Annotated in this window: 18 protein-coding genes; 9 read left to right on the top strand and 9 right to left on the bottom strand. The window is 38.5% G+C overall.

What is annotated here, in order from left to right; translation table 11 throughout:
- Positions 1–238: 238 nt before the first annotated feature.
- From G521_RS0106540 to G521_RS0106505, 8 genes are all read left to right on the top strand, one after another.
- A complete protein-coding gene (locus tag G521_RS0106540) occupies positions 239–946 on the top strand; it encodes an SDR family NAD(P)-dependent oxidoreductase (protein WP_026897832.1) in 708 nt (235 codons plus the stop codon).
- Position 947: 1 nt separating this feature from the next.
- Entirely contained in the window at positions 948–1,598 is a 651-nt protein-coding gene (locus G521_RS0106535) for a flavin reductase family protein (protein WP_026897831.1), read from the top strand.
- 9 nt (positions 1,599–1,607) lie between these two features.
- Positions 1,608–2,261, top strand: a complete 654-nt coding sequence (locus tag G521_RS0106530; protein WP_026897830.1) for a TetR family transcriptional regulator C-terminal domain-containing protein — start codon at positions 1,608–1,610, stop codon at positions 2,259–2,261.
- Between the two features lie 33 nt (positions 2,262–2,294).
- Complete coding sequence (locus G521_RS0106525; protein ID WP_026897829.1) at positions 2,295–3,611, top strand: ABC1 kinase family protein; 1,317 nt, start codon at positions 2,295–2,297, stop codon at positions 3,609–3,611.
- A gap of 34 nt (positions 3,612–3,645) precedes the next feature.
- Positions 3,646–5,085 (top strand): SDR family oxidoreductase, encoded by a 1,440-nt coding sequence (locus G521_RS0106520; protein ID WP_026897828.1) that lies wholly within the window; start codon positions 3,646–3,648, stop codon positions 5,083–5,085.
- 66 nt (positions 5,086–5,151) lie between these two features.
- Positions 5,152–5,580: a CBS domain-containing protein gene (locus G521_RS0106515; RefSeq protein WP_026897827.1), complete on the top strand. Its 429-nt coding sequence runs from the start codon at positions 5,152–5,154 to the stop codon at positions 5,578–5,580.
- Between the two features lie 190 nt (positions 5,581–5,770).
- Positions 5,771–6,691 carry a TIGR01777 family oxidoreductase gene (locus G521_RS0106510; protein WP_026897826.1) on the top strand — a complete coding sequence of 307 codons (921 nt, stop codon included), beginning with the start codon at positions 5,771–5,773 and terminating at the stop codon, positions 6,689–6,691.
- A 42-nt stretch (positions 6,692–6,733) separates the two neighbouring features.
- On the top strand, positions 6,734–8,041 hold the full coding sequence (locus G521_RS0106505; protein WP_026897825.1) for a cryptochrome/photolyase family protein: 1,308 nt from the start codon (positions 6,734–6,736) through the stop codon (positions 8,039–8,041).
- Positions 8,042–8,086: 45 nt separating this feature from the next.
- On the opposite strand, the gene G521_RS18340 is transcribed toward G521_RS0106505, so the two are convergent.
- From G521_RS18340 to G521_RS0106465, 8 genes are all read right to left on the bottom strand, one after another.
- Entirely contained in the window at positions 8,087–8,944 is an 858-nt protein-coding gene (locus G521_RS18340) for an FKBP-type peptidyl-prolyl cis-trans isomerase (RefSeq protein WP_245580837.1), read from the bottom strand.
- Positions 8,945–8,954: 10 nt separating this feature from the next.
- The gene (locus G521_RS0106495; protein WP_026897824.1) at positions 8,955–9,431 is read right to left on the bottom strand and encodes an FKBP-type peptidyl-prolyl cis-trans isomerase; all 477 of its coding nucleotides are present in this window, start codon (positions 9,429–9,431) and stop codon (positions 8,955–8,957) included.
- 179 nt (positions 9,432–9,610) lie between these two features.
- The gene (locus tag G521_RS0106490; protein WP_026897823.1) at positions 9,611–11,404 is read right to left on the bottom strand and encodes an acyl-CoA dehydrogenase family protein; all 1,794 of its coding nucleotides are present in this window, start codon (positions 11,402–11,404) and stop codon (positions 9,611–9,613) included.
- Positions 11,405–11,571: 167 nt separating this feature from the next.
- Positions 11,572–12,750, bottom strand: coding sequence for an acetyl-CoA C-acyltransferase (locus G521_RS0106485; protein ID WP_026897822.1), 1,179 nt, complete (start codon positions 12,748–12,750; stop codon positions 11,572–11,574).
- Positions 12,751–12,790: 40 nt separating this feature from the next.
- Complete coding sequence (locus G521_RS0106480) at positions 12,791–15,196, bottom strand: 3-hydroxyacyl-CoA dehydrogenase/enoyl-CoA hydratase family protein (protein WP_026897821.1); 2,406 nt, start codon at positions 15,194–15,196, stop codon at positions 12,791–12,793.
- On the bottom strand, positions 15,197–15,628 hold the full coding sequence (locus G521_RS0106475) for a MarR family winged helix-turn-helix transcriptional regulator (RefSeq protein WP_026897820.1): 432 nt from the start codon (positions 15,626–15,628) through the stop codon (positions 15,197–15,199). It abuts the gene before it with no gap.
- A 207-nt stretch (positions 15,629–15,835) separates the two neighbouring features.
- The gene (gene ggt / locus G521_RS0106470; protein ID WP_026897819.1) at positions 15,836–17,536 is read right to left on the bottom strand and encodes a gamma-glutamyltransferase; all 1,701 of its coding nucleotides are present in this window, start codon (positions 17,534–17,536) and stop codon (positions 15,836–15,838) included.
- On the bottom strand, positions 17,523–19,304 hold the full coding sequence (locus tag G521_RS0106465) for an AMP-dependent synthetase/ligase (protein ID WP_026897818.1): 1,782 nt from the start codon (positions 19,302–19,304) through the stop codon (positions 17,523–17,525). The genes ggt and G521_RS0106465 overlap by 14 nt, the downstream gene beginning before the upstream one ends.
- Before the next feature lie 262 nt (positions 19,305–19,566).
- On the opposite strand from G521_RS0106465, the gene G521_RS0106460 reads away from it, so the two are divergent.
- Positions 19,567–20,046, top strand: coding sequence for a hypothetical protein (locus tag G521_RS0106460; protein ID WP_026897817.1), 480 nt, complete (start codon positions 19,567–19,569; stop codon positions 20,044–20,046).
- Positions 20,047–20,122: 76 nt separating this feature from the next.
- On the opposite strand, the gene G521_RS0106450 is transcribed toward G521_RS0106460, so the two are convergent.
- On the bottom strand, positions 20,123–21,943 hold the full coding sequence (locus G521_RS0106450) for a M61 family metallopeptidase (protein ID WP_036678260.1): 1,821 nt from the start codon (positions 21,941–21,943) through the stop codon (positions 20,123–20,125).
- Positions 21,944–22,017: the final 74 nt, after the last annotated feature.

Genomic DNA, 22,017 nt, shown 5'->3' with positions numbered 1-22,017 from the left:
TGACCATTTAAAATATCATGAATGTGTAAGATTTGGATTTCGAAAATATCCTGTTATATAGCTGACAAATTTATTAGAGTGCTTAATTGTGGAAAGATGAGATTCCAAATTAATCTCATTATCATAAATATGTAAGCTTTAACATATTTAGTTGACAACGACATAAATATGACACAAAAAGACAGGATGAAAACAGGCAATTCGTCAGATTTGTGATAAACAGTAAGTTTAATAAAATATGAAATTTGAAGGCAAAACGTATTTAATTATAGGTGGAAGTTCGGGCATTGGCTTTTCAATAGCTGAAAAGCTGATCGAAGGCGGAGCCGAAGTATTTTCTACTTCAAGAGATATCAGCAAAACATTTCCTGGTGAGAAAATCCAACTGGATATTTCAGATGACTTGTCTGATTTAAACTCGCAATTACCTGAGAAACTTGACGGAGTAGTTTATTGTCCGGGTACCATCAACTTAAAGCCTTTCAGCAGATTAACTGACCAGGATTTTATTAATGATTTTAGTGTAAATGTTTTAGGAGCCGTTAAAGTAATCAGGCAGGTAATCAATAAATTAAAAAAATCGGGGAATGCCAGCATCATTTTATACAGCACCGTAGCCGCTAAAACCGGAATGAATTTTCATTCATCGGTATCGGCTTCCAAAAGTGCAGTAGAAGGACTGGCCATTTCACTTTCTGCCGAATTTGCCTTCTCAGGAATCCGGGTAAATACCATAGCTCCATCATTAACAGATACTCCACTGGCTTCAGCTCTGCTTTCTTCACCCGAGAAAAGAGAAGTTTCTGCAAAGCGCCATCCTTTAGGTAGAATTGGAAATGCTGAAGATATTTCATCAGCCTCCTTATTTCTGTTATCAGATGAAAGTACATGGATTACCGGACAAGTTTTGCATGTAGATGGCGGACTTTCATCATTAAGAGTTTAATATGATACAAACTTTTTCACATACTGACCTGAATAACTTGGACAATCGGTTCAGGTCTACACTTATAAACAGTATTTCAGGATTCAAAAGTTTGCAGCTTGTAGGAACTCTAAGTCCGGATGACCGGTCTAATCTTGCTGTTTTTAATTCAATTTTTCATTTAGGTGCCAATCCGCCGCTCATCGGTATGGTAGTAAGACCTGATGGAAACGAACATAGTACTTTAAAAAACATCATTTCACAAAAATTCTACACCTTAAATAACGTGAGGGAATCTTTTTATAAAGATGCTCATCAAACCAGTGCCCGATATGCAGAGGGAGATTCTGAATTTAAAAACTGCAATTTTACAGAACAGTATATTTCTGATTTCTCAGCACCTTTTGTAGGCGAATCGAACATCAAAATTGGTTTGGAATTAAAGCAGATTATCCCGGTAGAATTAAATAACACCAACATAATAATCGGAGAAATTAAGCTGATTCAATTTGAAGACGGCATTTTATCTGATGATGGTTTTATAAACTTAAACCAGGCCGGAAGTGTTACGGTAGCAGGTCTGGATAGTTATTATACAACAGCTCCGTTAAGCCGGCTTGCATATGCCAAACCCGGCAAAGAACCAATGATCATTAACAATCAAAACATTTAGATAAATCATATGACAACTGCAGAAGAATTAAAAAATGCTTACATAGATTATGTTTTAACGCAGGGCGATAAACCTAAATCGGTGTACGTTTTCGCAAAAGAGAACAATTTAACAGAGGAAGAATTTTACAATTTCTTTGGATCTTTTGAAGGAATTGAAGAATCTATCTGGACGGATTTAACCGGAAAAGTTCTTTTTGAAGTTCAAACTCAGGAGATCTGGGAGCAATACAGTGCCCGTGAAAAAGCACTTGCCTTTTTTTACGGACTAATAGAATTATTAAAAAGCAGAAGAAGTTTTGTACTGTATAGCCTGAATAATTCGCCAAAATCATTTGGAACTCCTCCTGTTTTAAAAGGTGCAAAGAAAGTTTTCGAACATTTTGCGGTAAATATCATACAGCAGGGAATTGAGTCCGGTGAACTTGCTGACAGGCGGTTTTTCTCCGATAAATATAAAGACGCATTGTGGGTTCAATTTGGTTTCATTCTTAATTTTTGGGCTAAAGATAACAGCGCAGGTTTTGAGAAAACCGATGAAGCTATTGAGAAAGGCATTACAGTAACTTTTGATTTGTTTGAAAAATCCCCGCTGGATAGCCTGATTGATTATGGAAAGTTTATGATGAACAATGGCGGCATGAAACAAAACATGAAGTTTTAAAAATTTTCCTTTACAGGAATTCCAATCAGGATTATGAAAGAACAAAACAGTATTCCAACTTCCAAAACAGAAAGATCTGCCCGCTTCGTAAAAACCGGATTTAAAGTTGGCGGAAATTACATTAAACATTATTCAAAAAAACTATTCAATCCGGCTTTAAGCAAAGAAGAATTAAATCTGGATAATGCAACAGATATTTATGCCTCTTTAAGCGAATTAAAAGGCAGTGCACTTAAGGTTGCCCAAATGCTGAGTATGGATAAAAACATTCTGCCTAAAGCGTATGTAGACCAGTTTTCCTTATCTCAATATAATGCTCCGCCCTTATCCGGACCACTAATTGTCCGGACGTTCAGTAAATATTTCGGTAAAACTCCAAGTGAGATTTTTGATCAGTTTAATATCCGATCTAAAAATGCGGCTTCTATTGGCCAGGTACATGAAGCCAGCCTTTACGGGAAAAAACTGGCGGTAAAAATTCAGTACCCGGGCGTGGGCGACAGTATTTCTTCTGATCTTAAAATGGTAAAACCGTTTGCTTTCAGATTACTTGGCATGAGTCAGAAAGAACTGGAAATTTATATGAATGAAGTGGAGGAACGTTTACTGGAGGAAACTGATTATGATCTGGAACTTAAACGGTCGATAGAATTTTCTGAAGCTTGCAGAGACTTAAAAAATGTTGTTTTTCCAACCTATTATCCTGAATTATCCAGCAAACGTATCATCAGTATGGACTGGATTGAAGGACAGCATCTGAAAGAATTTATGAAAAGTAATCCCTCCCAGGAATTGAGAAACCAGATCGGGCAGGCTCTATGGGATTTTTACAACTTTCAACAGCACGAATTGAGGGCTGTGCATGCAGATCCGCATCCCGGAAATTTCCTGATTACAGCAGAAGGGAAATTGGGAATCATCGATTTTGGGTGTATTAAAGAAATGCCTGATGATTTTTATTACCCTTTCTTTTCATTAACGGCTACTGATCTTTTAGAAAACAAAGAAGAAACCATTAAAGCATTCAGGGAATTGGAAATGATTCAGGACAAAGATAATCCGGAGCAGGTTGAATTTTATTACCAGGCGTATAAGGAAATGATTTCTTTGTTCGCCCAGCCTTATATGTCTGATAGTTTTGATTTCAGCCAGACTGAATACTTCGAAAAACTGTATGGATATGGAGAAAAGATTTCAAAAATGCCTGAATTCAAACAAGCCCGCGGTGTTAAGCATTTTATATATGTTAACCGAACAAATTTTGGTTTATACAACATTTTGCATGATCTGGGGGCGAAAGTTAAAACTGATACCTATAAGCCGCACGTTGACCGGTTCATGTTAAAATAAGATTTAAATTATATCATACTATTAACTACTGCAAATGAAAATCCTTCTTACCGGAGCAAACGGATATATAGGCACCCGAATTTTACCTGTTCTATTACAGCTGGGCCATGAAGTGGTTTGCATGGTTAGAGATAAACGCAGATTTAAAGAGGATAGTGATTTTGGAGATAAAGTTAAAATCATAACAGGCGACCTTTTAAAAAGCGAAACTTTAAAAGATATACCCGCTGATCTGGATGCGGCTTATTATCTGGTTCATTCCATGTCATCCAATAACGATGCATTTGATAAATTAGAATCAGATTCTGCCAAAAACTTTGTACAGGCCATTGAGCAAACGCAATGTAAACAACTCATTTTCCTTACCGGAATTGTAAATGATGACAAGCTCTCCAAACATTTAACCTCCCGGTTTGAAGTTGAGCGAATTTTAAAAAGCAGCAAAGTTCCGTGTACAACTTTGCGGGCTGCAATAATTATCGGCTCAGGAAGTGCATCTTTTGAAATTATCCGCGATCTGGTTGAAAAGCTGCCCGTAATGATTGCTCCCAAATGGGTAAAAACCCGCTGTCAGCCCATTTCTATACGTGATGTGGTAGCTTATCTTACTTCTGTTCTTGGAATGGAAGAATCCTTTAATAAAACCTTCGACATAGGCGGTCCGGATATTTTAACCTACCGGGAAATGCTTACCAAGTATGCTTCTGTAAGGAATTTAAAAAGATGGATCATCGGCGTGCCCTTTTTAACTCCCCGTCTATCGTCCTTATGGCTATATTTTGTAACATCTGTTCCTTATCAACTCGCCCGGAGTTTGGTGGATAGTATGGTTAACGAGGTTATTTGCAAAAACGATGACATTAAAAAACTGATTCCCAGGAAATGTTTAAGCTATACCGAAGCTCTAACTCTGGCTTTTGAAAAAATTGAACAAAACTCCATTGTTTCCAGCTGGAAAGATGCTTTAAACCGGGGCTACCTGGAAACGTCTTTCATGGATCAGATAAGAGTTCCGCAAAACGGAACGATGGAATACAAGGTAAAAATGCCTTTTAACAGAACTTCTGATGAAGTTTTAGATAACATTTGGAGCATTGGCGGAAGCCGGGGCTGGTATTACTGGGACTGGATATGGGAATTACGCGGCTTACTCGACAGGATGGTTGGAGGAATTGGCTCACGCCGCGGAAGAACCAGCAATGCAGATATCAAAGCAGGTGATGCGCTGGATTTTTGGAGGGTTTTACTGGCAGATAAGCAGAATAAACGCTTGTTACTTTATGCCGAAATGAAGCTCCCCGGAGAAGCCTGGCTTGAATTTAAAGTTTTGGAAAGAAACGGAAGTTCGGTTTTGAGCCAGATAGCTACTTTCAGACCTAATGGTTTATGGGGAAGAGTTTACTGGTATCTTATGTGGCCATTCCACTTATTTATATTTAATGGAATGGCAAAGCAGATCACCAGATTCAAGTAATATTCAATGATTAAATATCTGGTAATCATAATATTTCTTTAGATTTAAGTAAGAAAACACACTCTTATGAAATCAGTAAAAAATCTTCTCAACACCAAATCCGGCTTAATTTTTTCTGTAAATGGAAATACATCTGTATTCGAATCATTGGAATTAATGATGGAAAAAAACATAAGTGCACTGCTGATTATTGAAAATGATAAACTTGAAGGAATATTTACAGAACGTGATTATGCACGCAAAATCATTTTAAAAGGAAAAACATCCAGGGAGACTGAAATCAAAGAAATTATGAGTTCAGATATCATTACCATTACTCCCGATGATACCATAGATCATTGCATGAAGGTGATGACAGAAAAACATATCAGGCATCTTCCTGTTCTGCAAAACGATAAAGTTATTGGCATGGTATCTATTGGTGACCTTGTCCGCTTTGTAATCGAGGATCAGAAAAAAACGATAGAGCAATTGGAAAAATACATCAACAGCTAAAAACGGCGGCCGTATGCATTCCTGCTTTTAACATAGAATCGATAATCATTCTTCTATTAGCGGGTTTACCTATTATTGTTAAATTTTGGTGCTTCAGCTAAAGCGTTTTTACACTTTTTTCCGTAAGTGGTATAAAGCTTGCAATAACATATTCATACATAATTTCATTACAATGCAAGCCTGAAAAATCATGAGTAAAACTATACTTTTAACCGGAGGAACGGGCTTAATCGGAAAACCTCTAAGCAGATTTTTATTGCAGCAAGGTCATCGGCTGCACCATTTAAGCCGCAATCCTGAACCTCATGGCAATCCCAGAATAAAAGTTTTTAAATGGGATGTATATAATAAGCAAATTGATGAAACCTGCATCGATGGCGTGGACATCATTATCCACCTTGCGGGCGAAGGAATTGCTGAAAAACGATGGACCGCAAATCGTAAAAAAAAGATTATCGAAAGCAGAACTGAATCTATTCGATTGATATATAATCTTCTGAAACAAAAACAAAATCATCAGGTAAAAACAGTTATATCTGCATCGGCTATTGGCTTTTACGGCGATCGAGATGACGAACTTTTAAATGAAGACAGTTCTGCAGGCAATGACTTTCTGGCTCATTCATGTATCGACTGGGAAAATGCGGTAGATGAAGGTTCTGATCTGGGGCTTCGCATTGTGAAATTTCGTACCGGCGTGGTGCTGGCCGCAGAGGGCGGAGCATTACCTGAAATGGATAAACCCGTAAAAGCCGGATTTGGTGCAGGCTTGGGCGATGGTAAACAATGGGTTTCCTGGATTCACCATTCAGATGCATTAAGACTTTATGGTTTTGCGGTAGAAAATGAAAATCTGGAAGGTGTTTATAATATGGTAGCCCCAAATCCTGTGACCAATAATCATCTGATGCTTTCTATTGCCTCAGCTTTAAATAAAAAGATCAGAATACCGAATGTACCGGCATTTGCACTAAAATTATTAATGGGAGAAATGAGTGTCATCGTTTTGGGAAGTGCTAAAGTATCTTCAAAAAAAATTGAATCAGCAGGATTTCAGTTTAATTTTAACACGGTAGAAGCCGCTCTGAAGGATATTTATAGTGAAGAATAAAAACTATTTATGACCTCAGATTCATCAATCAAAATACGTTAAATGACCCGGGAAATAAACATTTTTTGGTTCCGCAGGGATCTCAGATTAAATGACAATGCAGGTTTGTTTCATGCCTTAAAATCCGGAATTCCGGTTTTGCCTGTGTTCATCTTCGACCGGAATATTCTGTCTAAACTGGAAGATAAAAACGATGCGAGAGTCAGTTTTATTCATCTCTGTTTACAGAATTTAAATACGGAGCTAGAAAAGTCAGGCTCTTCATTATATGTTAAACATGATTCTGCAGAAAATGCCTGGAAAGAAATTATAAAGGAATTTAACGTAAAGAATATTTACTGCAATCATGATTATGAACCCTATGCCCGAAAGAGAGATTCGACACTTTTGGAATTTTTCGAAAATCAGAATATTGGTTTTCATACATTCAAAGACCAGGTAATTTTTGAGAAGAGTGAGATTGTAAAAGATGATCAGAAACCTTATACGGTATTTACTCCTTACAAAAGAAAATGGCTTGAAAAAATAAATGAATTTTATCTTAAGCCTTATCCCTCTCAAAAATATTTCGACAATTTTTATAAGGATCTTACATTTCAAATTCCATCACTTGAAAATTTAGGTTTTGAAAAAAGCACCATTTCCTATCCTGATAAAAGCTATTCAGAAATCATAGAGCGATATAAAGAAACACGGAATTTTCCAGCAATAAAAGGAACATCGCGTATCAGTGTGCATTTACGTTTTGGAACAATTAGTATCAGGGAACTGGCTGCTAAGGCAACTGAAGCAAGCGAGAAAACCTGGCTGAATGAATTGATCTGGAGAGATTTTTATGCGATGATTTTATGGCATTTCCCTTATACAGTTGATGCGGCGTTTAAATCTCAGTACGACCAGATAGAATGGAGAAATAATGCGGAAGAATTTAAAGCCTGGTGCGAAGGAAAAACGGGATATCCGATAGTTGATGCGGGAATGAGGGAATTGAATTCCACCGGATTTATGCACAACCGGGTACGCATGATCACGGCCAGTTTTTTGACTAAACACCTGTTAATTGACTGGCGATGGGGAGAAGCTTACTTTGCCCGTAAGCTGTTGGATTATGACCAGGCAAGCAATGTTGGCGGTTGGCAATGGGCTGCCGGCTCAGGAAATGATGCTGCTCCCTATTTCCGGGTTTTTAGTCCGGAGTTGCAAACGAAAAAATTTGATCCCAAACTGGAGTATATAAAAAAATGGATCCCCGAGTTTGATGATCCCTTTAAATATCCACAGCCAATTGTGGATCATAAATTTGCAAGGGAACGAGTTCTGAGAGTTTTTAAACAAGCTTTATCAAAATAGAAAAGGCTCCTCTAAAGGAGCCTTTTTATATCTTGATAAATTTTATTAATTAACTACGTTGGTAAGTTCTATAGAAAAATCCAATACAGAATTTCCCGGAATAGAAGCATTTGGTGCGCTTCCATACCCCAGTGCAGAAGGAATCAAAATACGTATTTTACCTCCTTTGGTAATCAGGGGCACTACTTCCTGCCATCCTCTAATCAAATTAGTTAAGGAGCTTGTTAAAGGTTTATCAATAGCTGCAGAATCGAAAATTTTACCGTTTAACAGCTTTCCGGTGTATGCCATTGTGATAGTTGAATTAATATCAACAATTTCTGTTCCCGTTCCAGGAGCCAGTATCTGGTAATAAACTCCCGATGAATGTTTTGTTAACTGTAATGAATTTTGTTGCATATATTTTTGGATAAGAAATTCATCCATTTCTGCCTGAGTTTTGACATTATACAATTCAAGTTCACTATCAAGAATTTCATTTCCTTTCACCGGTGAAGAACCGTTTCTTCCAAACCCCAATGATGAAGGAAACACCACCCTGATTTTACCTCCTTTAGGGAGCAATGATAGGGCTAAACGCCAGCCTTCCGGTCTGACATATCCTAAAAAATCACTGTAAACGCTATACGGATCTTTAGGAAAATATTCAGTTCCATTTACGGAGCGTGCTGTGTAATTAAAAAATACTTTCTCCGAATTTTTAGCCAATTGCCCTGTTCCTGAATCCATTATCTGATAATAAATACCGGAAGGATCTTTAGTTAAATTTAAATTATTGGCTTTGATATATTCCTGGATTTTGCGTTCATCAATCTGCTCAATCCCCTCATATTCTTTTTCGCAGGCAGTTAAAAACAGCACTACGAAAACAGCCGGCAGACTATATTTTAAAAAATGTCTCATTCTAATTATTTTAATTTTGAACATCCACTAATTCAATATCGAAATCCAATACTGAGTTAGCAGGAATAGAACCGGCAGAACTTTGTCCGTAACCATAGGCAGAAGGAATAAGCAGGCGGATTTTGCCTCCTTTTTGTATCAAAGGAACTCCGATCTGCCAGCCTACAATTACTCCTCCCAATTTAAATGAAATAGGATTTGCAGTGGCTTCATCAAAAACAGAACCGCTTAACAATCTGCCTTTATACTTGGCAGAAACCGACGTATTTGCAGAATAAATGGTACTACCGGAACCCGGAGCAATTATTTGATAATAAACTCCGCTTTCATGACGAATGGCAGTAATATTATTTTTTGCAATAAAATCTTTAATCAGAACTTCATCTGCTGCAAATTGCTTTTCAGGATCAACAGAAGAAGTTTTCTTACAAGAACTAATAGTTATAGTTAATGCAATAAAAAATAAAAACAGATATCTCACTTTCATACGGTTGCAAATTTATCCTTTTAAACGTTAATTACTAAGGATTAACATTTTTTAACAATAAAAAGATTTAAGGCATTAAATAACAGATTTAAGAATAAACACTGCCCATAAAAAATCCCCTGTTATTTAAACAGGGGATTTTTTTCTCAACTCTAGTATCGTATATTTTGCTCTCGCCTCTAAAAACAATATTTATTGGCTTCGATTAATTGGCGTGCCACACGCTGGCGGGTTTCTTTAATATTAAAAGGCTCGGCCTTTGTAAAACGACGTAATCCAACAAGCATCATTTTCAACTCATCGCCTTCGGCAAAAGAATAAAGAGCTTCTTTTCCGGCAAGGGCAACTTTATCCACAGTTTCCTGCAAATAGATACGCATCATATCCAGTTGTCCTTTACACGCTTCTTCTCCACGTAATTTAACCAGTTTTTCAACCCGTAGGATAGTAGATTCAGCAACATAAACATATCCGAGAATATCGGCAATGTTCATTAATATTTCCTGCTCTTTACCCAGGGTCATCATTAATTTTTGCACCGCTGAACCGGCAACCATAAGTCCGGCTTTTTTAAGATTTACCAAAATCTTTTTCTCTGCCGCAAATAGCGTATCATCCTCTTCACCAAAGTCTGGAATCGACATTAATTCTCCGGCTACGGCTTGAGCCGGTGTCATCAGATCCAGCTCGCCTTTCATAGCACGCTTCAGCAGCATATCTACAATGAGCATCCGGTTAATTTCATTGGTCCCTTCAAATATTCTGTTGATCCGGCTATCGCGATAAGCACGATCCATGGGCGCTTCGGCCGAATATCCCATTCCTCCATAAACCTGCACTCCTTCATCCACAATGTAATCCAGCATTTCAGAACCCCACACTTTCAAAATAGCACATTCTACGGCAAACATTTCTGTGGATTTTAATTTGGCTTTCGCCGGATCCATGCCTTCAGCAAGCAACGCATCGTAGGCATCGTCAATATTTTGACCAGCTCTGTAAGCCGCACTTTCAATGGCAAAATTACGGGTCGCCATTTCAGCAAGCTTATAGCGGATAGCTCCGAATTTTGAAATCGGCAGGTTAAACTGAATTCGCTCGTTCGAATAATTAATTGCCTGATTTAAAACCCGACGGGAAGATCCGATAGCAGCAACTCCCAGCTTAATACGGCCGATATTGAGAATATTCACTGCGATCTTAAAACCATTCTCTCTTTCTGATAAAAGATTTTCTACAGGAACCGGGCAATCGTTAAAAAATACCTGACGTGTAGAAGAACCCTTGATGCCCATTTTATGCTCCTCAGGATTCATGGAAATTCCTCCAAAATCCTTTTCAACAATAAAAGCTGAAAGATTTTTATCATCATCAATTTTGGCAAAAACGATAAACACATCTGCAAATCCACCATTGGTAATCCACATTTTTTGTCCGTTAATATGGTAATGTGTACCCTCTGCATTCAGTTTTGCTTTTGTACGAGCAGAATTTGCGTCAGAACCTGAATTTGGTTCTGTTAAACAATAGGCTGCTTTCCATTCGCCGGTAGCCAGTTTAGGAATGTATTTATCTTTTTGTTGCTTATCTCCATAGTAAAGAATCGGGAGGGTTCCAATACCGGTATGAGCTGAAAGTGCTACCGCGAAAGAACAGCCCGGGCCAACCGTATCAGCAACAAGCATTGAAGTATTAAAATTTTTGCCGAAGCCGCCATACTCTTCCGGAATTGAAACTGCCAGCAAACCCAGCTCTCCGGCTTTATCCATCAAGGATGGCATCAAACCTTCTTCCTGATTATCAATCCGCTCCAGGTTTGGATAAACTTCACTTTCAAGAAAATCTTCACAGGTTTTCTTGATCATCAGCTGTTCCTCATCAAATTCCTCCGGAATAAAAATATCGTCACATGAAGTTTCGCGAATAATAAATTCTCCGCCTTTTATTGATTTGTTTTTTTCTGTGGTTTCCATATTGTCTTTATTTTTTAATTCTGAGAGAAGCGAAGGATCTCCAACATTATATTGAAGTTAATTTAGCGCCTTCCTATTTTTGTTTCTTCCGGGTTTTCACTTTCTATCAATATAATTTCTTAACTCTTAGTCAGCCCTTCATTTCATTTTCCCGTTCAAAGATTTTATCACATCATTTCAAAAATTCCTGCTGCGCCCTGGCCGCTGCCAACACACATAGTAACCATTCCGTATTTCTTTTCTCTTCTTTTTAATTCATTAAAAATCTGTACAGACAATTTAGCACCTGTACATCCCAGAGGATGACCCAGAGCTATTGCTCCACCGTTCACATTTACTTTATCCTTATCCAGCCCCAATGTGCGGATGATAGCAAGTGACTGAGAAGCGAAAGCTTCGTTCAATTCAATCAAATCCAAATCTTCCTGTTTCATTCCGGCCTTTTTCAAAGCCAGAGGAATTGCCTCAATCGGACCAATACCCATAATTCGTGGCGGAACTCCGGCAACACCGTAACTTACCAGGCGGGCAATCGGCTGAACGTTTAATTGCTTCAGCATTGATTCTGAAACGATCAAAACAAATGCTGCTCCATCAGAAGTTTGGGATGAATTACCGGCAGTAACTACGCCATTGGCAGCAAACACTGGTTTTAGTTTAGAAAGCTTTTCAATTGTGGTATCAGATCTCGGTCCTTCATCCGTATCAACCAAAAATTCTTTTGATTTTTTCTTCAGGTTTTCGTCGAGATAATTTTCCTTTATAGTTATAGGAATAATTCCGTCTTTTAAATGTCCATTTTTAATAGCTTCAACCGCTTTTTGATGAGAGTTAAATGAAAACTCATCCTGATCTTCGCGACTAACAGAATACTCTTTCGCGACGGCTTCGGCGGTTAAGCCCATACCCCAATACCATTCAGGGTGATTTTTAGCTACATCCGGATTTGGCACCAGTTTCCATCCTCCAAACGGCATTCCAGACATCACTTCTACTCCGCCGGCAATAATGCAATCTGCCATCCCCGACCGAATTTTAGCTGTTGCAATAGCAATAGTTTCCAGTCCGGAAGCACAGTACCGGTTAACCGTTACACCGGGAACTTTTTCGGTATTTAAACCCATTAAAGAAATCATCCGGGCTACATTTAAACCCTGCTCACCTTCTGGAGTTGCATTACCAACAATCACGTCGTCAATTTGCTCTTTATCCAGATTCGGCACTGATGCTACTAAATGTTTTACAACTTCTGCAGCCAGATCATCGGCACGTGTAAAACGGAATACTCCCCGCGGGGCCTTGCCAACTGCTGTTCTATATGCTGCTATGATATATGCTTCTTCCATTTTTTATTGACTAATAAATTTCTAAATCAATTAATGCTCTCTAATTTCTCAAAGGTTTACCCTTAGTCAAAATTGATTGAATACGCTCTAAAGTCTTCTTTTCTCCGCAAAGCGATAGAAAAACTTCCCGCTCTAAATCCAGTAAATATTGCTCAGTTACCAAGGCAGGAGCAGACAAATCTCCACCGCACATTACGTAGCCTAATTTTTCAGAAATCTTTTTATCATGCTCCGAAATGTAATTGCCTGCATACATAGAATTTGCGCCGGCATAAACAATACCCATCCCATGTTTACCCAATACCCGGATATCTTTTCGCTGAACAGGAGTTACATATCCGGCATCAGCCAGCTCTAGTGCTTTTTCTTTTGCATCAGAAATTAAACGGCTTCGGTTCATGGTGATAGCGTATTTACCTTTTTGTAAATATCCAAGATCGTACGCTTCCTCTCCGGATGTAGAAACTTTGGCCATTGCGATAGTCAGAAAGCGGTCTTTAAGGGCATTCTGCTCAATCTGTCCCTCACGGAAATCATCAGAGACACGCAAAGCAAATTCTTTGGAGCCACCTCCGCCCGGAATCAAACCAACTCCAAATTCTACCAGTCCCATATAGGTTTCAGCATTGGTTTGAACAAAATCTGCATGCAGACAAAGTTCGCATCCTCCGCCAAGGGTTAAATTATGCGCCGCAGCAACTACCGGAATAGATGAATAACGTACACGCATCATGGTATTCTGGAACATTTTAATCGCGATATTTATCTCATCCCAATCCTGTTCAACAGCAGCCATAAAGATCATCCCGATATTGGCACCGGCAGAAAAATTTGCCCCGTCATTACCAATAACCAATCCGCGGTAATCTTTCTCAGCCAGATCAATAGCTTTATTTATTCCCTGGATAACCTCGCCACCGATTGTATTCATTTTAGTGTGAAATTCCAGATTCAGTATTCCGTCGCCCAGATCAGTAATGGTTGTACCGGAGTTTTTCCAGACGGTTTTGTTATCACGGAGATTATCCAGGATGATAAATGCATCCGCTCCGGGAACAGCCTTGTATGTTTTTGTTGGGATATCATAATATTTTTTAATCCCATTTTCTACTTTATAAAATGACGAATGACCGGCTTCCAGCATTTCATGAACCCACTGAGCAGCTTCGTTGCCGTACTTTTTCATTCCATCCACAGCTTCCTGAATACCTAAAGCATCCCAAACCTCAAAAGGGCCAAGTTCCCAGCCGAAGCCGGCACGCATGGCATCATCAATCCGGTACAGTTCATCAGAAATTTCTGGAATCCGGTCGGAAACATATTCGAACAAACCAAAAAATGAGGTCCGGAAAAATTCTCCGGCTTTATCGGTTCCTTTGGAAAAAACCTTCATACGTTCCTGAAGATTTTCTACGGCTTTGGTTGCCTCCAGCGTAGCAGATTTTATTTTCTGCTGTGGTTTGTATTCAAAGGTTTTTAAATCAAGGGATAATATTTCACTTTTCCCATCTTCGCCCTTTACTTTTTTATAAAATCCCTGACGGGTTTTATCGCCGAGCCATTTATTCTCCTGCATCTTTTTTACATAACCTGGCAGCTGGAAAAGGTCATGCGCCTTATCATCCGGAAGGTTCTGCGATAAACCGTTGGCCACATTAATCATGGTATCCAAGCCTACCACATCGGTAGTTCTGAATGTTGCAGATTTTGGCCGACCCAATGCCGGACCAGTATATTTATCTACCTCTTCTACTGTGAGATCCATTTTTTCGACCAGGTGCAAAAGTGCCATAATAGAATACACTCCCACCCTGTTAGCAATAAATGCCGGCGTATCTTTACATAATACAGTTGTTTTACCCAGAAATTTATCTCCGTAATGCATCAGAAAGTCAATCACTTCAGCATTGGTCTGAGGAGTTGGAATAATTTCTAAAAGACGCAAATACCTCGGCGGGTTAAAAAAATGAGTTCCGCAGAAATGAGATTGAAAATCTGCAGTTCTTCCTTCTGCCATTAAATGGATAGGAATACCCGACGTATTTGAAGTGATCAGCGTACCGGGCCTGCGGTATTTTTCGACCTCATCATATACCTTTTTCTTAATATCCAGATTTTCTACAACCACTTCAATGGTCCAGTCGCAGGAAGCAATATCTTTCATATTGTCTTCAAAATTTCCTGTCGTGATTTTATTGATAACCTTCTTTGTATAAACGGGAGATGGATTGCTTTTAACGGCTGTTTCCAATGCGGTATTTACGATGCGGTTACGTACATTTTTGTTTTCCAGCGATAAACCTTTAGCCTGCTCTTCAGCACTCAATTCTCTGGGTACAATATCCAGCAACAATACTTCAAGTCCAATATTGGCAAAGTGGCAGGCAATGCGGGAACCCATTATTCCAGAACCCAGTACTGCTACTTTTCTAACTATTCGTTTCATCTATTCAGGTTTATAGTTTAATGTTAGTTGGTTTATCTTTTTAAGACTTTCTGTTAAATTAAGCCTTTCGGTTTCAGTTACGTGACTGTTCAGATATTCATTAAAACGGCGCACCACATCTTTTGCCACCTGTCTTTTTTCTTTGCCAAAATCTGTTAAAAATATTTTAACAGAACGCTTATCCAAAGGATCAGCCTCCCGGTAAATCAAACCCAATTCCTCCATATTTTTTAACATACGGGAAAGGCTGGTTGACTTTACACCCGACAAAGCGGCAATTTGCGAAACTGCCGTACCCTCCTCATGAATATTAATCAGCATATAACCCAATGCCTGAGTTATTCCATATTCAGAAGCGATCTGGTTATATTTATTGGCAACACTTTGCCAAACAATTTTTAAGAAGTAGTCTACGGTTTCTTCAGGCTTCATGTAATATACTATGCACGCATAACAAATCTATTGAATTGAAATTTAGTATGCAAGCATAATTTATGAAAATATTATTTCATCCCAAAGAAATTTAAGAAGGTACAGAAAGCAACCTTCAACCGGATAAAATGAAGAATTATATCAAACCTTTAATAGAAAAATATCTGAAAAACGGATATTAATATGAAAAAATAATGCTTTTGAAACTTACCAGGCCATTTTAGAATCATCCCCTCTTGGATCGGCTCCGCCTTCGTAATATCCCCATTTTGTTTTAAGGATAGCATCCACCCTTCCAATATCTCCACGCTCGGTTATTTTATATCCTTTTTTCTGAAGTTTGATTTGGGTTAAACTATCCAGGGTTCCTTTCTCAACAAAAACTTCATCGGGAAGCCATTGGTGGTGAAACTTTTTAGCGTTTACTGCGGCCTGCATATTTTTATCGAACTCCACCACATTAAGTATCGTTTGGAAAACAGAGGTTATAATTGTAGAACCTCCGGGCGTACCCACTATCATGAATAGCTTTCCATCTTTTTCAAGAATTGCGGGTGTCATCGAGCTAAGCATACGTTTGCCGGGGGAAATTGCATTGGCTTCGCCGCCAACCAGACCATACATATTTGGAGTACCCGGCTTTACAGAAAAATCATCCATTTCATTGTTCAATAAAAATCCGGCTCCTTTAACAATCACTTTTGATCCGTAAGAACCGTTCAGTGTAGTCGTAATTGAAACGGCATTTCCCTCACGATCGACAATAGAAAAATGTGTTGTTTCCTCAGATTCTTTAGGAGCAATAACCCCTTCTTTAATCAGATTGCTAGGCGTAGCCTGATTCCAGTTGAAGTCTTTCATCCGCGATAGCGAATAAGAACTGGCCATAAGTGCTTGCTGAGGCACTTTAAAGAAATCAGGATCGCCCAAATAAGCAGCCCGGTCCGCGTAAACTCTTCTTTCTGCCTCAACCATCAATTGTACTGTTGAATCAGAATTAAATCCCCAGCGTTTAAGCGGGTAAGGTTCAACTAATTTCAGCAGTTGTATTAAGGCAATTCCGCCGCTAGAAGGAGGAGGCATTGTTATAATACGGTATTCCTTATAATTGCCTGTTATCGCTTCACGCCAAACAGATTGGTAATCAGCCAGGTCTTTTTTGCTGATCAGGCCCGAACCTGAAGCCATTTCGGCTACAATGAGATCAGCCACTTCACCAGCATAAAATCCTTCCCGGCCATTATCACGGATTAGGGTTAAGGTTTTAGCCAGATCTGACTGTACTAATTTATCATCTGCAATCCATTTTGATTTTAAAAAATAGTCTTTCCCGGGATTAAATTTGGCAAATGCAGCTGCGTTTGAGTTCAGTTCATTGGCTTGCCTTTCTGTTAAAGCAAAGCCGTTTGCGGCCAGATCGATGGATGGCTGCAATACTTCTGCCCAGCTTAATTTTCCATATTTCTGATGCGCTTTAACCATTCCGTCAACACTGCCCGGAACGCCTGATGCCAGATGTCCGTAAAGGCTTTTATCTGTTATGGCATTCCCCTCTGAATCCAGATACATATCTCTGCTGGAAGCGGCCGGCGCCTTTTCACGATAGTCGAGTGTAGATATTTCACCTGATGCAGAACGGTAAACCATAAATCCGCCACCTCCAATATTACCTGCATTTGGATAAACCACAGCCAGGGCAAACTGTACGGCTACAGCTGCATCAACCGCATTGCCACCTTTTTTTAAAATATTAAGCCCCACCTTTGAAGCCAGAGGATGAGCCGAAACGACCATCCCATTATAATACTCAGTACTGTTTTTACGGCCTAATTGCCCGGTTGTACAGGCACCAAAAAGGAAAACAACAGTTGTGATGCTTACCAGGAAAGAAACTTTATATTTCGACATGCTCGGAATTGCGGTATATTTTTTCAATCAGATCTTTATTTTTATCTAAAATTATTTTTCTTTTTAAACTCAATTTAGGGGTCAGTTCGCCACCTTCAATACTCCATTCCTGAGAAAGGAGTTCAAATTTTTTAATTTTTTCCCAATTTCCAAAGTCCTGATTGTAGTGATCAATTTCTAACTGGAATTTTGTTAGCACCCTGGGATTTTTAATCACCTCGGCATTGGAATTATAAGGAATCTCCATTTTGGCGCACCATTCTTTAAGCCAGGCAAATGCAGGAACTATTAATGCTGAAGGGAAACGCTGATTTTCTCCAAGCACAATTATCTGCTCTATGAACAGTGATTCTTTAAATTTATTTTCGAGGCTTACCGGAGCAATATATTTGCCACCTGCTGTTTTAAATATCTCCTTTTTACGATCAGTTATACGGAGGTATTTTCCGTCAATTAGTTCACCAATATCTCCCGTATGAAAAAAGTTATCCTCATCAATTACTTCCGCAGTGAGATCCGGGCGCTTGTAATAGCCTTTCATCACATTCGGGCCTTTGCATAATATTTCTCCATCGGGAGCAATTTTAACTTCCACGTCTTTTATGGTTTTACCCACAGTGGTAAACATAGTATCACCTTTATTTAATCCGTTTACTGTAATAACCGGCGAAGTTTCAGTCAATCCATATCCTTCGAGAACCGGCATTTTGGCCGCCCAGAAAATACGGGCCAAACGTGGCTGCAATGCCGCACCACCGGAAACCAGCGCCATAATTTCTCCGCCTAAAGCCTGGCGCCATTTGCTAAAAATAAGTTTATTGGCAATTCCGAGTTTCAATTCATATAAAAATCCGTTTTTACCATCAAGCTCATATTGCAATCCCAAGTTTAAAGCCCAGAAAAATAATTTATGCTTCACTCCTGTTAACTCGGAACCTTTCGCCACAATACGGTCGTATACTTTTTCAAGCAAACGCGGAACGGTGGTAAATCCATGAGGTTTTATTTCATTGATATCTGCTACAATGGTATCCATGCTTTCGGCATAATAAACAGATACGCCCAGGTAGATATACATATAAATAACCATCCGCTCAAAAATATGGGAGATGGGTAAAAAGCTGACAGCTTTTGAAAATCCTTTGGGATACATGACGCAGGATGAAAGCACATTAGAGACTAAATTCCCATGCGTTAACATCACTCCCTTAGGAGTTCCTGTTGTTCCGGAAGTGTAGATAAGAGTGAGTAAATCATCAGAAGTGATCTGATCTTTGTAAGTGTTTAAATCAATTTCCTGGTTTTTTCGGCCAATACTGGTCAAATCCTGCCAATTGCTTGTCAGTGGAATTTCATCAAAAGTATAAATGCTTAAATTAATATTCAGTTCTGCTTTAATTCTATTGAGCTTATCATAAAGAATTTTGGTGGATACAAAAACTACTTTAACCTCCGCGTCTTTAAGAATAAAGCGGATGTCATTATCGGATAAAGTAGGATACATTGGAACCTGAGTTGCTCCTATCTGCATAATTCCAAAATCACAAATATTCCACTCCGGGCGGTTTGCTGACATGATTGCAACCTTGTCATCTTTTCGAATTCCTATACTGATCAATCCCCGGCTTACATTATCTGTTTCCTGCAAAAACTCAGTTATAGAATACCTTTTCCAGTTACCGTTCTGTTTTCCGGCTATAATATCATCCTTAGAAAAATTTTCTTTTAAATGTGTTAACAGATCAAATATCCGGGTTATAGCAGCCATAATGTATTTTGATTTGGAATTTTCAGCTCTTCGCCAATTTAATTAAAAATAGTAATTGAGCAAAATTGAAACTCTGTATAAAAGCTAAACATCGGTAAAAACCATAGGCTTTCAGTTAAAAAATTTAAGAATTTTATTTCATCCTAAAACGAATTAAACGAATTGCAAAATTCAGGATTTTAGCAGCAGGCAAGCAACACTCTTTATAAAAAGGCGTTCTGGCATTGTATTTGAAAACTCAGCAACGAATTAAAAACACATTATGAAAAAATTACTTTTACTAAGCATTACAGCATTTATTATCCTGTTATCACAAACAGAATCACAAGCACAGCAAACTTACAAGAATGCTTTAGGTGGACGTTTTGGAGAAGCCAATGGAGTTACTTTTAAGACATTCGTTAATAACCAGGATGCACTTGATTTTATTCTGAATTTTCAAAGCCGCGGTAATTATTCGTATTTCCGTTTGACCGGACTTTACGAAGTACACAAGCCTTTTGCAAATGCACAGGGTTTAAGATATTATTACGGAGCCGGTGGAACTCTTGGACAGAGAAAAGACAAAAGAAATGATGACAGCGATTTGCTGGCAAGTATTGACGGTGTTTTAGGACTTGATTACAAATTTGACGAAGCTCCTATTAACGTTTCTTTAGACTGGAAACCAGCTTTAGTTGTAACACCTTATACAGAATTTGATGCCCGCGGATTGGGATTATCCGTTCGTTTTACTTTCTAATTAAGCCATTCAATAAAACAGGAAAAGCTGCCAAAAGGCAGCTTTTCCTGTTTTATAATATTTGAAAGAGCTCTGATTATTTTGAACCCATAACATTTTCATCTTTCAAATTGAGCCATTTATTTCTGATTGATATTTGCTCTGCACTTGCATTTTCTGCTTGCATAATGCGGTATTTTTTAGCAGGATTACGTGTAATTCTGGCTTGCAGCTCTAATAAAGCACCATCTCTGGAAACCTGAATTTTTGTATTGTCTCCAACCTTTTTTGAAGCAACAGTTTTATCTAACTCATTAACGCGGTAACCATCTATTGCAATCACTTCGTCATTTACATTTAAGCCCGAATCCCATGCTGCGCTTCCGCGGACAACGTTATTTACAATCAGTTTACCATCCTTTAAAGTTGCCGAAGCCCCTAAAAATGGATCAGTTGCTGCGTTTCCTTCATCTACTATTTTCAATCCGGCATAACTCAAATACGTTTGGTAGTCAATAGGCACGGTGCCATTTACATATTTATCATAAATGCTATTTAACGAAATGCCGCCAATTTTTTCGGCCATTGCTTTAAATTCAGCATCGGTGTAACCACGACCTTTTTTAACGAAATATTCCTCGTACATAGCTTTCATTACATCATCCAGTCTTTTGCTGCCCTTTGTAGAATTTAATATGGCCAGATCCAGAACCATTGCAACCAAAGCACCTTTATTATAATAAGAGATCGTTGTGTTTCTTGAATTCTCATTCGGACGATACCCTTTAATCCAGGCATCAAAACTTGATTCGCTTAAAGACTGAATGCGTGTACCCGGCTGGTTTTCAACCAGATTTATATCGCCTTCCAGAGCATTCAGATATTTACCTGCAGTATGAAAATCAGCACGTCTAACCACCAAATTATCATAATATGCCGTAAAACCTTCTGCTATCCATAAATTACTGGTATAATTTTCAGAATCATAGTCAAAGGGGCCTAAAGCCACCGGACGTAAACGTTTCACATTCCATAAATGGAAATATTCATGAGCAACCAATCCCAAGAAATTTTTATAAGTGTTTTCGTTTGTATACCCTAATCTGGAAGCTCCTAAAACTGTAGAGTTTAAGTGCTCTAAACCACCGCCGCCCGATGAATAATGATGTACAATGAAAACATAATGCTTGTTGGGATTCACCCCGAAAATGGCCGTTTCTTCTTCCACGATTTTTGCCATGTCTTTCTTTAAACGGGATTTATCATAATTACCGCCGCCCACCATGGCCACTTCATGACGAACGCCTGAGGCGTTAAACTCAAAAACATCCTGATTTCCAACTTCTATAGGCGAATCAAAAAGAATATCAAAATTCTCAGCATAGAATGTATTCGATTTAGATTTTACCGTTTCTAAACCTGTAGAAATTTTACTCCATGATTTATGAGGATTAATTGTAACTGTAGCCGGATTATTGATCATTCCATCCACATACATAAAAATACCTGTAGGAGATAGAAACGCATGAGATGCATCAACAAAGCTGGTTCTCACCGAAATTTCGAAAGCATAAACACGATAATTGATTTTTACTTTACCATTCTTCTGAGTATTAACTCTCCAGGTATTTTTATTAATTTTTTCTAAAGGAAGAGATTCGCCCTTTGCATTTTTTGCAGTAAAGCTTTCTACATTTTTTGCAAACTCTCTGATCAGATAAGAACCTGGAGCCCAAACGGGCATCTTTATATCAACCTGATCTTTCTTAAGACCGGAAACTTCCATTTCAACATCTACATAATGCGCCTGAGGCTCGGTAAATGATACCTCAAAAGCTATTTTAGTTTGAGCATTAGCTAAGGATGAAATTGCTGCCATAAAGAGTATAGCGATAAAATGTTTGAATTTATAAGTCATGACTTTATATTGATTTTCACAAAAATAGATTTAAATGACAGTATTAAAAGAGGTGATTATCATAAAGCTGTAAA

The organism is Daejeonella oryzae DSM 19973, from assembly GCF_000422945.1.
In the GTDB taxonomy this organism is placed as follows: Bacteria; Bacteroidota; Bacteroidia; order Sphingobacteriales; family Sphingobacteriaceae; genus Daejeonella; species Daejeonella oryzae.
This window is presented reverse-complemented; position numbering and strand designations above follow the sequence as displayed.

Coding starts and splice junctions, on each gene's coding strand:
- G521_RS0106525 (WP_026897829.1), top strand. CDS start 2,295: ATGAAAGAACAAAACAGTATTCCAACTTCCAAAACAGAAAGATCTGCC.
- G521_RS0106505 (WP_026897825.1), top strand. CDS start 6,734: ATGACCCGGGAAATAAACATTTTTTGGTTCCGCAGGGATCTCAGATTA.
- G521_RS0106480 (WP_026897821.1), bottom strand. CDS start 15,196: ATGAAACGAATAGTTAGAAAAGTAGCAGTACTGGGTTCTGGAATAATG.
- G521_RS0106465 (WP_026897818.1), bottom strand. CDS start 19,304: ATGGCTGCTATAACCCGGATATTTGATCTGTTAACACATTTAAAAGAA.
- G521_RS0106460 (WP_026897817.1), top strand. CDS start 19,567: ATGAAAAAATTACTTTTACTAAGCATTACAGCATTTATTATCCTGTTA.
- G521_RS18340 (WP_245580837.1), bottom strand. CDS start 8,944: ATGAGACATTTTTTAAAATATAGTCTGCCGGCTGTTTTCGTAGTGCTG.
- G521_RS0106530 (WP_026897830.1), top strand. CDS start 1,608: ATGACAACTGCAGAAGAATTAAAAAATGCTTACATAGATTATGTTTTA.
- G521_RS0106515 (WP_026897827.1), top strand. CDS start 5,152: ATGAAATCAGTAAAAAATCTTCTCAACACCAAATCCGGCTTAATTTTT.
- G521_RS0106540 (WP_026897832.1), top strand. CDS start 239: ATGAAATTTGAAGGCAAAACGTATTTAATTATAGGTGGAAGTTCGGGC.
- G521_RS0106510 (WP_026897826.1), top strand. CDS start 5,771: ATGAGTAAAACTATACTTTTAACCGGAGGAACGGGCTTAATCGGAAAA.
- ggt (WP_026897819.1), bottom strand. CDS start 17,536: ATGTCGAAATATAAAGTTTCTTTCCTGGTAAGCATCACAACTGTTGTT.
- G521_RS0106485 (WP_026897822.1), bottom strand. CDS start 12,750: ATGGAAGAAGCATATATCATAGCAGCATATAGAACAGCAGTTGGCAAG.
- G521_RS0106490 (WP_026897823.1), bottom strand. CDS start 11,404: ATGGAAACCACAGAAAAAAACAAATCAATAAAAGGCGGAGAATTTATT.
- G521_RS0106450 (WP_036678260.1), bottom strand. CDS start 21,943: ATGACTTATAAATTCAAACATTTTATCGCTATACTCTTTATGGCAGCA.
- G521_RS0106495 (WP_026897824.1), bottom strand. CDS start 9,431: ATGAAAGTGAGATATCTGTTTTTATTTTTTATTGCATTAACTATAACT.
- G521_RS0106475 (WP_026897820.1), bottom strand. CDS start 15,628: ATGAAGCCTGAAGAAACCGTAGACTACTTCTTAAAAATTGTTTGGCAA.
- G521_RS0106520 (WP_026897828.1), top strand. CDS start 3,646: ATGAAAATCCTTCTTACCGGAGCAAACGGATATATAGGCACCCGAATT.
- G521_RS0106535 (WP_026897831.1), top strand. CDS start 948: ATGATACAAACTTTTTCACATACTGACCTGAATAACTTGGACAATCGG.